At 32.7% G+C, this 16,350-nt stretch carries 11 protein-coding genes; 2 read left to right on the forward strand and 9 right to left on the reverse strand.

All coding sequences use genetic code 11. The features are described from left to right. Positions 1 to 87: 87 nt before the first annotated feature. From bsdtb5_RS11800 to bsdtb5_RS11835, 8 genes are all read right to left on the reverse strand, one after another. Positions 88 to 576 carry a MarR family winged helix-turn-helix transcriptional regulator gene (locus bsdtb5_RS11800; protein ID WP_271712184.1) on the reverse strand — a complete coding sequence of 163 codons (489 nt, stop codon included), beginning with the start codon at positions 574 to 576 and terminating at the stop codon, positions 88 to 90. A 570-nt stretch (positions 577 to 1,146) separates the two neighbouring features. Next, entirely contained in the window at positions 1,147 to 2,136 is a 990-nt protein-coding gene (locus bsdtb5_RS11805; RefSeq protein ID WP_271712185.1) for an ABC transporter permease, read from the reverse strand. Continuing rightward, entirely contained in the window at positions 2,130 to 2,873 is a 744-nt protein-coding gene (locus bsdtb5_RS11810) for an ABC transporter permease (protein WP_271712186.1), read from the reverse strand. The genes bsdtb5_RS11805 and bsdtb5_RS11810 overlap by 7 nt, the downstream gene beginning before the upstream one ends. Before the next feature lie 11 nt (positions 2,874 to 2,884). Beyond that, positions 2,885 to 3,823 (reverse strand): ABC transporter ATP-binding protein, encoded by a 939-nt coding sequence (locus bsdtb5_RS11815; RefSeq protein ID WP_271712187.1) that lies wholly within the window; start codon positions 3,821 to 3,823, stop codon positions 2,885 to 2,887. 783 nt (positions 3,824 to 4,606) lie between these two features. Continuing rightward, entirely contained in the window at positions 4,607 to 6,625 is a 2,019-nt protein-coding gene (locus bsdtb5_RS11820) for a KUP/HAK/KT family potassium transporter (protein WP_271712188.1), read from the reverse strand. Between the two features lie 361 nt (positions 6,626 to 6,986). Beyond that, on the reverse strand, positions 6,987 to 8,870 hold the full coding sequence (locus bsdtb5_RS11825) for a fibronectin type III domain-containing protein (protein ID WP_271712189.1): 1,884 nt from the start codon (positions 8,868 to 8,870) through the stop codon (positions 6,987 to 6,989). 105 nt (positions 8,871 to 8,975) lie between these two features. Further along, positions 8,976 to 10,868: a fibronectin type III domain-containing protein gene (locus bsdtb5_RS11830; RefSeq protein ID WP_271712190.1), complete on the reverse strand. Its 1,893-nt coding sequence runs from the start codon at positions 10,866 to 10,868 to the stop codon at positions 8,976 to 8,978. Between the two features lie 31 nt (positions 10,869 to 10,899). Then, on the reverse strand, positions 10,900 to 12,795 hold the full coding sequence (locus bsdtb5_RS11835) for a fibronectin type III domain-containing protein (RefSeq protein WP_271712191.1): 1,896 nt from the start codon (positions 12,793 to 12,795) through the stop codon (positions 10,900 to 10,902). Positions 12,796 to 13,079: 284 nt separating this feature from the next. Here bsdtb5_RS11835 and bsdtb5_RS11840 point away from each other — a divergent pair, with 284 nt between their 5' ends. Next, the gene (locus bsdtb5_RS11840; protein ID WP_271712192.1) at positions 13,080 to 13,916 is read left to right on the forward strand and encodes a hypothetical protein; all 837 of its coding nucleotides are present in this window, start codon (positions 13,080 to 13,082) and stop codon (positions 13,914 to 13,916) included. A gap of 81 nt (positions 13,917 to 13,997) precedes the next feature. Then, the gene (locus bsdtb5_RS11845) at positions 13,998 to 15,218 is read left to right on the forward strand and encodes a tetratricopeptide repeat protein (protein ID WP_271712193.1); all 1,221 of its coding nucleotides are present in this window, start codon (positions 13,998 to 14,000) and stop codon (positions 15,216 to 15,218) included. A 443-nt stretch (positions 15,219 to 15,661) separates the two neighbouring features. On the opposite strand, the gene bsdtb5_RS11850 is transcribed toward bsdtb5_RS11845, so the two are convergent. Then, a complete protein-coding gene (locus tag bsdtb5_RS11850) occupies positions 15,662 to 16,300 on the reverse strand; it encodes a flavodoxin (RefSeq protein WP_271712194.1) in 639 nt (212 codons plus the stop codon). Positions 16,301 to 16,350: the final 50 nt, after the last annotated feature.

Here is a 16,350-nt window from a genome sequence, read left to right on the forward strand (position 1 = left end):
GTATCATACAAGTACTTGCTACATTATAAAGATAAATATCTTAACTTTAGCAATTATTTGTATCATACAAGTATTGTGTGGCAACTGCTAGCAGCAGTTTGGATTAGCTTTTTCAAAAGCTTTTTGAAGAATATTAACAGACTTTAATACTTCTTCAACCTGTCCCTCAGGTATATTAGCTATAACCTTTTTGTAATAAGCTTTAACTGTTGTATCTAATTTTTTAGCAACTTCTTGGCCTGCATCAGTCAGGCTTACAATAACAACTCTCCTGTCAGATTGATCCTTATTACGTGAAATATATTTGTCCCTAACTAAATTATCTAATATTCTAGTCATTGTACTTGAATTCAAATTCATTTTATCACTTAACTCGTTCATAGTAAGACTTTCACATCGATACAACTCTAGCATGGTGTAACATTGAGATGTCGTAAATCCATAAGCTTTAATTTCATCTCTTTCGAAAACTTGAAATACCCTTACAAGTTTTTGTATTATTAATCCAACTTCATCTACACAACAATTATTATCAGGTATATCATTACATTTCGTACAACTTTTTTCCTTTTGCATATTACCATCTCCTCGCATATATTTGTATCATACAATTATTGTATAGTCAATACTTTTTTAAAATTTAATCTACTCACAATTGCAGTTCCTTTTCCAACACCGTTCATGAAGCATAATGTAACAAGTGGATAACACCCTCAAAAGAGTCGCGCATGTATTTCTACATACTCTTCTCTTTTGAGGGTGTTATCTTAACTTAATGCCATGAGTTGCCCGACAAATGACCTGTTTCAAAATCTAGCCTGGCAATTTGCACAAAACAGAAAAAGCGATTGCGCGCCTTTGAATAGGTATTAGAAGATTTTGTTCTCGGATTATTTCGTGTTATATGCTAGGACAGATCTGTTTGAGCAAGGCGAGTTATCTGTCCTAGCATATGTTTTACATGAAAGCTCCCCTCTATCGCCTATGGCGATGTAACAATCAAGGGGTGTGAAATTTTCTTTTTTCACACTATGATCTGAGAACTAGATCTTCTTATACATATTCAATGAAGCATGAGTTTTTCTGTTTTGTGCAAATTGCCTAGACAACCTCCCAAACAGGTCATTTGTCGGGCAACTCATTACATTAGCGATACACGTAATCTCTTTTTGTTTTCATCACAGCAATTAAGAAAAAGATTGCTGATATTACCAAGACGTAGATAAATTGTAGTTCAATATTTCGCGATAGATGCCCTTTTTCCAATGCATTCACATAATTAATAAAATCTTTTTGTGGTAGTAAATGAACCAATTTATCAAGTACCGATTCCTTTTTAGTAAATGAATAAAAGCTTCCAGCAAGAATTGTAGTTAACGTAATTGTGGCTGTTCCAATCATATTTGCAGTATCCGCTACACAGAAAAACGAATTAAGAAATAATGCAAAAGCTGTTGCTAATATAGATAATACAGCAATTAAGAGTGCATAAGTTAACAAGGAGAATCCTATAGCTACACCAAGTATCTTCGCTATTAAGATAACGGCAAACGTAGGAGCAAATATCATACCTAAGATAAACGTAGCATGCCCAAACAAATACTTACGAAATGCTATTGGAGAGGTAACAACCCTTTTTATGATGTGTTCTTCCTTATCTTTTGCAAAAAATCTCGCATAGAAAAGCCCTTGTATTAGTACAAACATCATCATATATCCCATGATATTCGTTCCAATCTCGCGGTCCTTATCGTTACTTGGCACATAAGAATCTGGGTTATTTAGTGCTCCAACAATCATTTTCTTCATATCATCGCTTTTAATTGTTTTTATATTGTAAGAACCGTCCTCTTTCATTGTAACGATAGCATCATATCGATTTTGCACCATATCGGATTCTAACGGAGCTTTTTTCATTTTACTTACGTGAAAATATGGTGAGCTACTAAATTTTTTGCTTAGACTTGTATTCGCTGATTGATCAGTCACAACCATTGCGATATTGCCTTTCGTTTGCATCGTATTGGTTAGTACAATAGCTGCCACTATAGAGCAAATGGTTAGCGCAATGGAGACACATAGATACATTTTTTCTTCTAATAATCTTTTCCAATCATTATTCAATACTTCTAACATATACAATCCTCTTTTCTAAATGTTTTGTTACAGATAGCGACTACTACTATGATTGCAAATACCATTCCTATCGCAGTAGGATAAAACCATGAATAATCATGATCGTAGATTAGTCCAAAAGTTGCTTTAACCAACCATTTTGCTGGTGATATATAGCTAATTGTTCGAATCACTTTGCCATAGCCATCTAGCGAAAATAATAATCCACCGAATATAGCTAATAGATTAATTACAACACCTAAGATCTGATTCGCCATTGCCTCTGTTTTAAAAATACAACAGAACATAACACCAAGTGCAACGGAAAAGATCTCTGTTAGTGCGAACAAAATAAGAATCTGAGGAATTGCATGAATTCGCATATGATATATGCCACATAGTAACATCAGATCAATTAAGTGGCATCCAAATGTAAATAAAAATGATGCTATAATCTTAGATAAATAGATATTCTTTTCACTTCCTGGTGCGTAGACTATTCGCATATTTGGTTTCTGTATGGTCACTTCCATAAATGCATTCGCTGAGGTCATTCCACTGCTTAGAATGGAATAGATCATAAGAGTAATGCCGTAATAATCAAAGGAGGTTACTTCCTTTCCATAGCCATCTTTCCCTAGGAATCCAAGGATTGTTACAAATAGGAATGGGAATACCGCTCCATAGAATACCCACATCGGGTTCTTAACTAGATTTTTCAAATCTTCTTTTGTAATTAAATATAAATTTCTCATCATAACCCCTCCACTTAATCTCTCAAACTCTTACCAGTTAATCTTAAGAATACATTTTCAAGGCTAGCTGTTCTACAGAACAGGTTAAGAATTTTCGCCTTATTCTTAATAACCATTGCAATAATCTTATCAAGATTTTCAATATTCTTTAATGTAGTTATCGTTAGTTCATGCTCTTTTCTCTCTACCTTCTTGATTCCTTCTATCGTATAGAAATCATCGATGTTCAGATTCTTCTCTTCTTCCACTTCTAAGATAAATTGTCTTTCATCAAAGATATCTTCTTTCAGACTCTCTTTGGTTCCTTCTGCAATAATGGTTCCGCTATCCATAATTAGGATTCTGGTCGAGATCTCTTCTACTTCCTCCATATAGTGAGTCGTGTATAGAATTGTCATCCCATGTTTACTAAGCTTCTTGATGGAATCTAGAATATGATTTCTCGATTGTGGGTCAATACCAACAGTTGGCTCATCCATGATTAATAATTCAGGTTCATGAGCAATGGCACAAGCAATATTAAGTCGTCTCTTCATTCCACCCGAGAATGTCTTGGCTTTATCTTTTCTTCTTTCTAAAAGTCCAACAAAATCAAGTGCTTTAGTTACTTTTTCCTCTAGTTCTCTTCCTTTTAATCCGTAAAGGGACGCAAAGAATTTCACATTTTGTTCAGCACTTAACTCTTCATAGATTGCAAGATCTTGAGGAACAACTCCTAGATGTTGCTTAAATTCATTAAGACAAGACTTAATACTCTTCCCCTTGTAATTCATCTCTCCACTGTCATATCCTAAGATACCGCTTAAAATATTGATCGTCGTACTTTTACCTGCTCCATTTGGTCCAAGGAAGCATAAGATCTCCCCCTTTTGCACCTCAAATGATATTTTTTTGACCACTTGCTTCTCTCCAAAGTTTTTTTCTAGCTGATTAATTGTTACAATTGAATTCATAATTGATCTTTCCTTTCATTTCTTTCATTTTCATTATTCAATTTTCATGATGACCTAGTTAATTGCGAAATCTAGTCAAGTTACTATCTTTAACTTTCCAGTCATAATCTCTTATAATACTTGATAAATTCAATCCAAACAGTGTGTTAATCATGATATCATAATCATCCAACGTTTAATTTAATCAAGTATCCAATATAATATAAAGTTCGCAATCGACTAAGTCTTTTTGAATTTCATACTCCTATTCTATAGAATTAGCCAAAAAAATAAATCAACCGAAAGGTTGATTTACTGGGTGGAGATTGGGTTGATATAAATTTGATTTATAATGGATTAAGGGTTGATTTAATTTATGATGGATTAAGGGTTGATTTGAATTTTATTTATGATAGATTAAGAGTAGATTGACTATCGATTAAATATGCTCTTAGTATGAATTAATACGGATTTAAGACATCTATATCCAATTATGAATTCTGCTTTCCCCGACAAATGACCTATGACCTGTTTCATAATCTTGCCTGGCAATTTGCACAAAACAGAAAAAGCGAATGCGCCTTTGAACCTGTATTAGAAGATCTTGTTCTCAGATCATTTTGTGTAATATCCTAGGACAGATCTGTTTGAACGAAGTGAGTTATCTGTCCTAGGATATGTTTTACACAAAATAATCTGAGAACTAGAACTTCTTATACAAGTTCAATGAAACATAAGCTTTTCTGTTTTGTGCAAATTTCCTACACACCCCCCAAAACAGGTCATCAGCAAACTTTTAGAAGCTCATTTCTTAATCCTATTTAATTGTATCCGACTTGGTTGTCCCACAAATAACGGTACTTTTTCAATATACACATCACTTGTATCAAGTCCAAACCAATTAGATGGAGACACCGTATACTTCTTGATATATAATTTGGCTTGTATAATCAAGGAATCCCAGAAGCTAATCTCTGACTCATGGGATAATACTTCTTGAATTAAGATAAACCGAAAATCACCTACTTTACGATCAGGCATGGTCGTATAGGTACTGGATTGAAGTTTGATCTCTCCACTCTCTACTAATTCCGTTGAGATTTGGCGAAGGAATACATTTAACTTCTGCTCAACACGGAATCCAAGATTCAACTGAACCCTTACAATATAAGAGGTTCCAAAGGTATCTATCGAATAATCTGCTTGATATGGCTCATCGGTAACTGAAATATGCACAAACCAGTATACGTCAGCTTTCTTTGGCCGTTTATCTAAGATAAAATACATAATTTTACGTTCGATCTCTTTTGGGTTATCACAACTCGTTAAGCACACTAGATTCGTTATATATTTGGGATGACTCTCATCTTGCCTCAAGCGATTCAATTGATCCATATAATCTTCAATTGGAACATTTTCTAATAAACGTATTTTAATCCAATACGCTTTAATCCATATATACATGATAGAGAGAATTGCCAAAGCTATGATGACCGCAACAAATCCACCATGCATAAACTTAACAATATTAGCGACAAAGAATGACAGCTCAAATGTTGAAAAGAAAACTAACATGATAACTGCTAATAGTTTTGGTGTCTTTCTCCTTAGCAAATAATTATATAAAAGAATGGTTGTCATTAACATTGTTACTGTAATGGATAGACCGTATGCTGCTTCCATATGCTCGGAATTCTGAAAATATAGAACTATTCCAATACAGACAATCCATAGAATTCGATTAATCGAAGGTATATAGAGTTGACCTTTCGACCTAGATGGATAAAGGGTATGGAGTCTGGGGAATAGGTTCAATTTAATTGCTTCGGATACCAGTGTAAATGAGCCTGAGATTAACGCCTGGGAAGCAATAATCGCTGCTAAAGTTGATATTATAATTCCATATAGAATAAATCCCTCCGGTATCATTTGATAAAATGGATTCAAATCTTCTTTATTCTGCAATACAGCATTACCCTTAGCAGATAAGATCCAAGCTCCCTGACCAAAATAGTTTAATAATAAGCAGATCTTTACATATGGCCATGAGGAATATATATTATGCCTACCAACATGACCAAGATCAGAGTAGAGTGCTTCTGCTCCTGTTGTTGATAGAAAGATACTTCCAAGGATAAAGAAACCCAATTTATTCTCACTGCTAAATAGAGTATGAATAGCATACGTAGGCCACAATGCGCGAAGTAATGTCCAATTGGTAGACAGGCTTAAGATTCCGAAGATTGCCAAGCTGCTAAACCATAGAAACATAATTGGTCCAAACATTTTACCAATTAAGTCCGTACCAATATGCTGGATAAAGAACAAGATACATATGATAACTATTACAATAATCACAATATTTTTCTGATTGTCTCCAATAAAACGATCAAATCTTGGAATTAGTTTCAGACCCTCAATGGCAGACGTAACAGTAACTGCAGGAGTTAGCATACCATCGGCTAATAGCGCAGAGCCTCCAATCATAGCTGGTATAATTAACCATCTCGATCGTCTACGAACTAGAGTATATAGTGAAAAGATTCCTCCTTCTCCTTTATTATCTGCTTTTAACGTAATTAACACATATTTTATTGTTGTTAATATTGTGATTGTCCAGAACACCATGGATAACGTTCCAAGGATAAAGCTTTCTGATACATTTTCTAATCCACCATTCCCATGTAGTACAGATTTCATAACGTAAAGTGGCGATGTACCGATATCTCCATATACAACTCCTAATGTTACTAATATTCCACCTACGGTCAGTTTTGTTGTATTATGCTGTTTCTTTGTATTTGATTTAGTTTTTGTATTCATATTAGATTTTCCTTTGCTTCTTTATAATGATACCTTTTCTTCAATGATAACTTTTTCACTTTCCCGAATCTCGAATATTTTGCAAGAAAATATCAATCTAATATAGTCTTTGTAAATTTTTTGATTATTATTAATTTGATTTATACCAGTAATTTCTGTTTTTATATTTTTTTCATTCACGAATTTTATTATCAAAAGCCTTTTAGTTAATTCATTACCACTTTCTAATAAAAAAACCCCTTTACACGAATCGATTTCTCCATGTAAAGAGATCCGAATAAAAGGGTTCTTTCTAATACTTTTTGTATAATCTAAATAATAATATCTAATATTGAATTAAGTTTTTTCTAGGTAAGTTGCACTACTTAGTAATTGTTACATCTCGATAGGTACTACTTCCCCAATCATAGATACCATCACCTTCAATTAACGCATATATTCCAATCTGACATTCTGCTCCTTTTTCTAATCCCTTTAGTATTATGGAATTTGATTTTGTCGAGTAACGTCTTACATCATCACCATTTACATATTGAAGTTCATATCCCGTAACTCCATCGATTGCATTCCATTTAACTGTCAACTCACCTTCTCCTGTATTCTTTATAGATAGATGTTTTACTTTTTGAAGTGTATCTATATTGGAAATATACTTTATTTTGCTACATCCTATATAATTTTTAGTACCACTTGATTGAAAATAAAGATTAATATTCGGATCATTATGACTGTAACTATATACTGTTTTACCAGTGCGATCGATTACTATATCAGTATAGACTTTACCAACTTGATATCTTAGATATACACCTGTGTTATTCTTTAATATTTTATAGTCTAAGAAATCTAACGTATTGGATTTATCCTTAAATGTTTTCTTAGTAATTATTTTTAAAGAGTCATCTAAGAATGACACTTGAACTTTACTTTCCGATATTCTATTGTATAACAAATCAGCATGTTCAAAGGAGAACTCGCTATCAGCATCATTTACATTTAATAAATATCCCTTAAGATTCAATGGTTCCATATTGGAATTGTAAATGTTATTATCTAATTCTAGACAACAATTATTGATTACATTCATACTATTATATTTCTTAATTAATTTACCTTTTGCGTCATATAAGCCTATATTATTATTTGTTCCATCACCTCCGTCATAATAAAATATCAAATACTTACCAAAGGAACGGATATCACCTAGCTCATATTCATCATAATTTGTGAACTCAGTATCACTTTGCTCTTGATAAGTGTCTGTGTCGATAAGCATCGCGTTTGTAACTATCTTTTCATTCACCTTGTTCTTTACTTCGCTCTTAATAGTTCTTAATACAACTGCATCCTTATCTATTACCTCAATGATTTGATCAGCATTACCGATTTTTTCTCCGTTCATCTTGTATAGATAATATTGATTAATTGGATTATCTGATTGCAATGTTGCATGAACAATATAGCAGTTACCATTAGGAGTGACGTCTGTCGTAATCTCTGTTTTCTTATACTTTTCATCCGATATGGTTTCTCTCATTTCGCTTTCAGACTTTTGCCTTATATCGTGAATGATTGTATTATATTGAACCCAGTATAGACTCGTTGCTGTTTTATCTTCGTCTGGTATAGAGGGTAATTCGTTACCTTCGTAATCAAAGATGCCCTTACATTCTGCACTAATTGGCTTCATATTTCTTCTATGTTCTGGGTAAGTCGGTTGATAGATGACGAAGCAATGCTCATACTCTTCTATCACATCATCCATCTCATATGTATATAGAATCTTTCCTGTTCGATCAATAAAATATGTATTGTTTCCATCTACTGCACGAAATCCATGATCCATATAATAGATTTCTGTATACTTATTTCCTGGTATTAACGTATTTCCTACTTTGTCAATTACTCCAAAGTAAAGTTTTCCATTTACTTTCTTCGTAACAATTGCATCGATATTTGAATTATACTTATTCTTTCTAATTTCATTATAGTTCGTAAAATCTGTTACCTTTATTAATTTCCCTGTTATACCGTTCATTAATGCGACTTTTCCTTTATAGAATCCATAGATGACACCATTGGTATCAAATTTTGTTTGATACCCTTTCTCTAAGGTGCTTCTATATTTATTCGTTATTTTCCATGTTGTATTTGCCGCTTTGGTTGTATTGTTGGTTGTAAATGGTAGTATCATCGCACACACGAGTATGTAGGCGATTACTTTTAATGCACTTTTCTTCTTCATTCTATCTCTTCTTTCTATTGTCATACATTACTAATGTCATACTTTTTATTAACTTACTTTCTAAGTTAGCAACCCAGACCTTAGATGAGGGATTAATATACTGCTTTATTTGTTTATCTTCACCGTAATAGGTCTGCTATATTTTCCTGCTGTATGAATTCCTATTGCTATTGCTTTAAATGTATAAGAGCTACCTTTCTCTAAGCCTGTGATTACCACTGAATTACTCTTAGTGTATTCTTCGTGATAATATGCTGATTGATTACATCTACAATCTACCTCGTATGAATTTGCTCCTTTCACTGCATTCCAAGTGAGCGTCACTTCCCCAGGTCCAGTATTCTTAGCTGAGGTAAATATAACTCTTCCAATAGTAATTGGTTTTGCTAATCTTGAGCAACCTATGTAATTTGTAACACCATTGGACTGAATATATACGTTTCTATCACTGTTTGTATCACTATAGTTATATACGACTTTACCATTACGATCATATACCGTCTCTGTATACACTTTTCCAGTTTGATAACTTACATAGATTCCCGAATTATGATTTAATATTTTATAGTCTAAGATATTAATATCCTTTATATTCTTATTTAACGTTGTTTTTGCGATTATATTATAAGAATAATCAAAGAAGGTTAACTGAACTTTATTTTTTGCCAAGGATTTATATTCAATTAGCCCATCTCCAATTTCGGTCCTCAAATCATCCCCATAATAATAAGTATAAATCTCACCTGAATCTTTGATATCTTGTGATCTTTGTTTATCAACATCCGCGAGGACAGTATAAAAATCATAATAATCATCATATCTTTTTATCAACTTACCTTTTGCATCATATAAAGCTACATTATATAAATCTGAATGCAGATTATCATCTTCCACTGGATAATAACACGATATAAAATATTCACCATATTTCCAATCAGCAAATTTATGTACGCAAAGAGAATCGTCTTTATCTTTAAAATCAGTGTTCTCCCATTTTTGATATGTCTTTGTATTATATAACGTTGCATCTGCAATTACTCTCTCGTTATTCACAATCTTTGCATTTCTTAACACAACATAATCATCCCAAGCTATTGCTACTTCATCTGCTTTCGCTAATAGTTTGTCTTTCATATCATACAGATAATAACGTTCAATCGAATATTCTTTATTAAATCCATTGATTATATCGCCTTTGACAGTGATCAAGTAACAATTACCTATTGTAGTAAAATCAACATTAAGATTAATCTTATCTCTATACTTTTCTGGAACTTCCGCTCTAACTTCTTTCTCAGCTGTACTCCTCATATCCTTAATTGAGGTATTTAACAATAACCAATATTGATTATCTGCTGTTTTCTCTTCCTCTGGAATCTCTGTAACTGGATTTCCATCATAATCATATACACCCTTAATCTGTACACTACTTGGAGGGGTTAAATTATTTCTTATATCTGGATAACTAGGAATATATGCCACAAAGAATTTGTCATATTCTTTTATCTGATCATCTTTTTCATAGGTATATAAGACCTTACCCGTTCTTGATATGTAATATTCATTCTTCTTTGCATCAACTGCACGGAAACCACGATCCATATAATACATCTCGGTATATTTATTTGGAGAAATCAAGGTATTACCTTCTTTATCCATCAAGCCATAATATACTGTTCTATTCTTCTGTCTCGTCACAATTGCATCAATATTATCATTATATTTATTCTGTTTTATTTCATTAATGTCGGTAAATTCCGTTGTCTTAATCAATTTACCAGTTGCACCATTCATTAATACAACTTTTCCCCTAGAGTATCCATAGATTACTCCATTTGTGTCAAAGTCTACCGGATAGGTAGTGTCAAGTTTTGAACGATACTTTCCGATTATTTTAAACGTCTGCTCTGCTGCCTTGGTTGAATTACTTATACTAAATGGTATAACCATTGTACATATAAGTATATACATAATTAGTTTGTTAATCTTTTTCTTCATTTCTTCTCTCACCTTTTATTTATCTATAATTTTACTTATCTACCTTCACAGTAATAGGTTTACCATATCTACTTGATTTATCAAAAGACCTTACCCTTGCATAAAATTTATAGGTTTTGCCTTTCTTTAAACCTGTAAATACTATCGAATTCCCTTTTGTGTACTCATCAGCCGTATCACAATCTGGTCCAATGCTTTCAGCTCGCAAATCATATCCTTCTGCTCCTTTTACTGGCTTCCAAGTAAGTGTCACTTCCCCTTCTCCTGTATTCTCTGCAGAAGTAAAGACAACACTCCCAATGTTAATGATATTCGTGTATTTAATACAGCCTATGTAATTTGTAGCACCATTCGACTGATTATATACATTTTTGTCACTGTTTGTATCTCTGTAAGTATAAATCACTTTACCTAATCGATTATATACAGTCTCTGTATAAATACCGTCCAATAAATATCTTACATATATTCCAGCGTTGTTAGTTAATATTTTATATTCGTAAAAATGTATGGCTTCCGTGTCTTTATCTAAATCTATTTTCAAAATTTCATTGAGTGAGTCATCGAAAAATGTTATCCTAGAATTATTTTGATCTAATGATTTTAATGCGATTTGGCCATCCCCAATACGAAAAGATTGCGTTTCAAGACAATAGTATGGTTTTCCTGCTTCTTTTAATTCCTTAGATTTTTGTTCATTAACATCCGATAATAAAGTATAGTAATCAAAATAAAGACCTTGATATCTTTTTACCAAGTTACCCTTTGTATCATATATACCTGTTACCACTATATCCTCTTCGTCATAACCAGATAAAAAATATTCTCCATATATACAATCCTTAAATTTACGCATGTTTGGACCTGCTTCTTTAAGATCTTTATTATTATACTTTTGATATGACTTCGTGTTATATAATGTTGCATTTTTAGCTATAAAATTATCATTCTTTAATTCTCCATTTTGTAATACAACATAATCACTTGATGAAACTATAACTGAATGATCTGCTTTATCTATTACTTTACCATTAATATCAAATAAATAAGATCGATTAATTGAATATTTAGCTGTACCATCAGGATTATTTATATAACCATCGGCATCAATCACATAACAATTTCCTATAGGAGTTAAATAAGTAGCAATATCAATTTTATCTCTATACTTTGCTATAACTTCTTTTCTTACTTCATTTTTCACCCTACTCTTCATCTCTTTGATTTGTTTATTGTACAATAACCAGTATTGATTGGTTGCAGTTTTATATGCATTTTGAATATGTCTAACTGGATTCCCTTCATAGTCAAATACTCCTTTAACCGATACGCTAACTGGATTGGTAAATCGATTTTGACCTTTTGCATAATTGGGCTTGTATACAAGAAAGAATTTCTCATATTCTTCTATTATATAACCTTTTTCTATATCGTCTTTTTTAAAGGTATATAGTACCTTACCCGTTCTTGATATGTAATATGTATTACCCTTAGCATCCACAGCACTAAAATTGCGATCATCATAAAAGATCTGAGTATATTTGTTAGGCTGTATTAATGTATTACCTTCTTTATCCATCAAACCAAAATATACCATATTATCCTTCTGCATCGTCACAATTGCATCGACATTGTCATTATACTTATTAGGCTTTATCTCATTGATATCGGTGAATTCTGTTGTCTTAATCAATTTACCAGTTGCTCCATTCATTAATACAACTTTTCCTTTATAGTAACCGTATACAACTCCCTTCGTGTCAAAGTCTACTGGATATATATTGTCGAGAATGAAATCATAGTCTCCAATTACTTTAACATCCGATTCTGCTGCCTTGGTTGAATTACTGATCATAAACGGTATTACCATTGTGCATATCAGTAGATAAGTGATTCCCTTGTTCATTTTCTTAATAATTTGTTCCATTTCTACTCTCACCTTCCCATCATCTAAGTTGAAGTAATAATTCTTAGATTAATTTATGATTGAAATTATCATTCCAATTTTTTCCCAAACCTATTATATATCTAAACTGTTAATATAAAAATTAATAATTTATTGATTTTTTCTTAAGAAACATTGCTTCATATACTCTGCAATAATTGCCTTCATCCTATTTCATCACTTGATAACTTTATTTCCATAAATTTGTATTTTACTACTTTTTATGATATAATTAGACTTTCATTTATAGAAAAGGAGACTTACTATTGAACTATAAACAAGAGAAAATACCTAGCATATGCAAGAGACTTCTTCTACATAATTGTATCATAAAAATGATTGTACCTGTGATTCTTATGATACTTTCCCTTCTATGGTTGATCAGAAGGCTTATCATCGATTATTCTACATTTCACAACATCAAAATGAGCCCTCTTATGATAAAGGTTCTAACATACAATTATTTTGTACCACTTATTATTTTATTTACGATGAGTGGCTTGGCTTATCTTCTACTACAACAACTGCACCATCCTGAGAAAAGTAAGTTAGGTAAATCCGTACTCGCACACTGCCAAGTGCACGATATCATGGAAATGTATCGACAATTTGACCAAATTGATCAGGATATCTATAACAACGGGAAGTTCTTTAATGGTGTCTATGTAGGTAATGAATGGATGATTGGCAAATGTAATTTCATTAATGTTGCCGCTTTTCGTAAAGATAATATACGAGCAATCTTTCAAATTCATGAAATAAATTTTCATATGAATTTTTACCATTTATATATCATGGATCAGAATGATAAGAAAATAAAATTTAATCTGCTCCTGTCCAAAGAATTGAAAGCAATCTACCAATATTTATGTGGGGAGTATCCATATACGAAGCAAGGTGGTTCGAATGAGTATAATGAGTTTCGATTCCTATCAAAGGTGAAACGCATGGAATTCTATGCGAATTATAGAAGAATAATAGCTGAAGAAACACTTAACGAGCATGCTAGGACCTCATCTAGCACATACTCTCCAATCAGAGAAACTGCTAATCATCCGCCTGTAACAATCAAAGTGGATATTGATGAACTAATTCATAAATAGATCTACTACATAAAAAGAACTAATACATAATGATAAATAATACATAAAAATAAATAATCTTAATAAGTGGAGGATATTAATATGGGACAATTTTTTTCTGACAAAACAGAAGAAGCTATCGAATTACTATTTAAACATTATGAACAAGATAAGATGAAGCGAGCATCCGAACTTCTTACGGAAGCTGCAAAAGAAGGGGACGCAGATGCTTACTATTTTCTATCCCGCTGTTTTCTAGGTCAACAATATATCTGGAAATACTCTGGTTTTGAAGATGATGAAAAGAAATCAACAGAATTATTAAAGAAAAGTATTGAGATGGGAAGTGCTTGTGGAGTCTTAGGTGGCATGCGGACAACTGGAATGTCGAATGCTACTGTTCACCGCATTATGACATTTGACACTATAAAAGAGGCATTTGACATTGTGCTTCAAAAAGCAGAAGCTGGACATCCTTTTTGCCAGTATATGATTGGTAATACCTATTATTGGGATGACATATATGAGATTGAACATTTCACCCCTGAACAGTATGATAAAATCAAACCAGAATATATGAAGAAAGCTGAGGATTGGTTCTTAAAGGCAGTTCATCAAGGTTATGCCTTCTTCTCAAAGAATCTACTACTTATGTATCAAGATGGCGAGGAGGGATTTGCTCCAAACGCTAAGAAGTATGCTGAACTTCTAAAATACTGTGCAAATACAGGTCATCCAGGATTCGAAGCGGAATATGCAGATTATTTGTATGATAATAATCAATACGAAGAATCTCTACGTTACTTTGAATCCTCTGTGAACAAGGGTAATCTAGATGCTTGGGCAGATATCGGCTATATGTATGACAATGGACAAGGTACAAAAAAGGATGCAACCTATGCTGTTAGCTGTTATCTAAAAGGAGCTGAGGTTGGAAGACTCTTAGCACAGACTCAATTAGGTCTTAGCTACTATTATGGTGTTGGTACCGAAGTAGATTATGGACGTGCTTATTACTGGTTAGACATGGCTGCCAGTAGAGATGATAAACATGCCTTCCCTGTCTTAGGTATGTGTTATCTAAAGGGACTTGGTGTAGAACAGGATCATGTAGCCGCAAGATTGTTATTTGAAGAATGTGAGGATAAACCCACTGCCCTCACTGGCCTTGGCTTAATCTATGTGGACGGCTTAGGTGTTCCAGAAGATATTAATAAAGGTATTGATTATCTAAAACGAGCTGAAAAGCTTGGTAGCGAAGATGCACCTATGCATATTGCAAGATTTAAAAAGGGTCTTCTTGGAAAGTGGAAAAGAAGATAAAATTTAACTATATATAAATAAACCCATAAAGAAACTACATAATATAAAAAGTGCCACACATGCCCTTTAAAATGGGAAAGTACCATAATAGCCACATTTTTTTATTCTTCATACCCTCAAATAATCCATGAATTCGATCTTTTGTGAATATGGAAATGAAAGAACCAATTATTCAGTATCTAAAAATTTGCTGAAATAGAACGCTAAAGTAATACCATAAATACACAAATTCTCTCTGGAAAATTTTTCTCATATAATCACCTTCTTTTTCTTACTCTGGAAGCAATAAAAACGATAATCATCCAGAAGAATTACTAAACATTGTTACTACTATATACCAAAAACATGACGTATTTCCATAATAGAAAAGAGGTGGACTCTGCCACCTCTTTTTCATGCACAGTAACAATCTGCAAAGTATTCGTTATGTTCACATCTGACATTTACTTTTGCTTAATTTCAAGCCTATTAAGCCATTCTGTTACGGTATTGCTCTGATCCTTACTCATATCTCTATCTCTGACTGCAAGACCATCCAAAACAGTCACATTTTTGTCATTCAAATAGTTACTCATATTTTGTTCTGTTCCACTCATACCGCTACCACCATGCGTTACAAATGGTACAATCGTTTTTCCTGTTACATCATATTTATCAAAAAAAGTTAAAATAATTTGCGGATAAGTATACCACCAAATTGGATATCCAATAAATATAGTGTCATAATCGCTCATATCAATATCAAGAGGCTTCATTTCTGGTCTAGCATCCTTCTCCTGTTCATCCTTTGTATAACTATATAAACTATTTCCTGTAGGATACGGATTTTTTTCTTCTATTCTTCTAAAATCCCCACCGACCTGATCAGATATCTCCTTGGCAAGCTTTTGTGTATTTCCACTATGAGAAAAATAAACTACTAAAGTTCGCTCACTGTCCACCGTGGTACTTCCAGTCTTATTATCCTCATTCGTAATATTTGGATTCATACCTACACCCGAGTTTCGTATCCGGAAATAATAGATTAATGCTGCTATAACAATTAAAGCTATTATTACGATCATAAACTTTCTCTTATTCATCTGTTCCTCCATTTCAAAAACAATAAATATAGTATTTTCAATACGTTTTA

The organism is Anaeromicropila herbilytica, assembly GCF_016591975.1.
GTDB lineage: Bacteria > Bacillota > Clostridia > Lachnospirales > Lachnospiraceae > Anaeromicropila > Anaeromicropila herbilytica.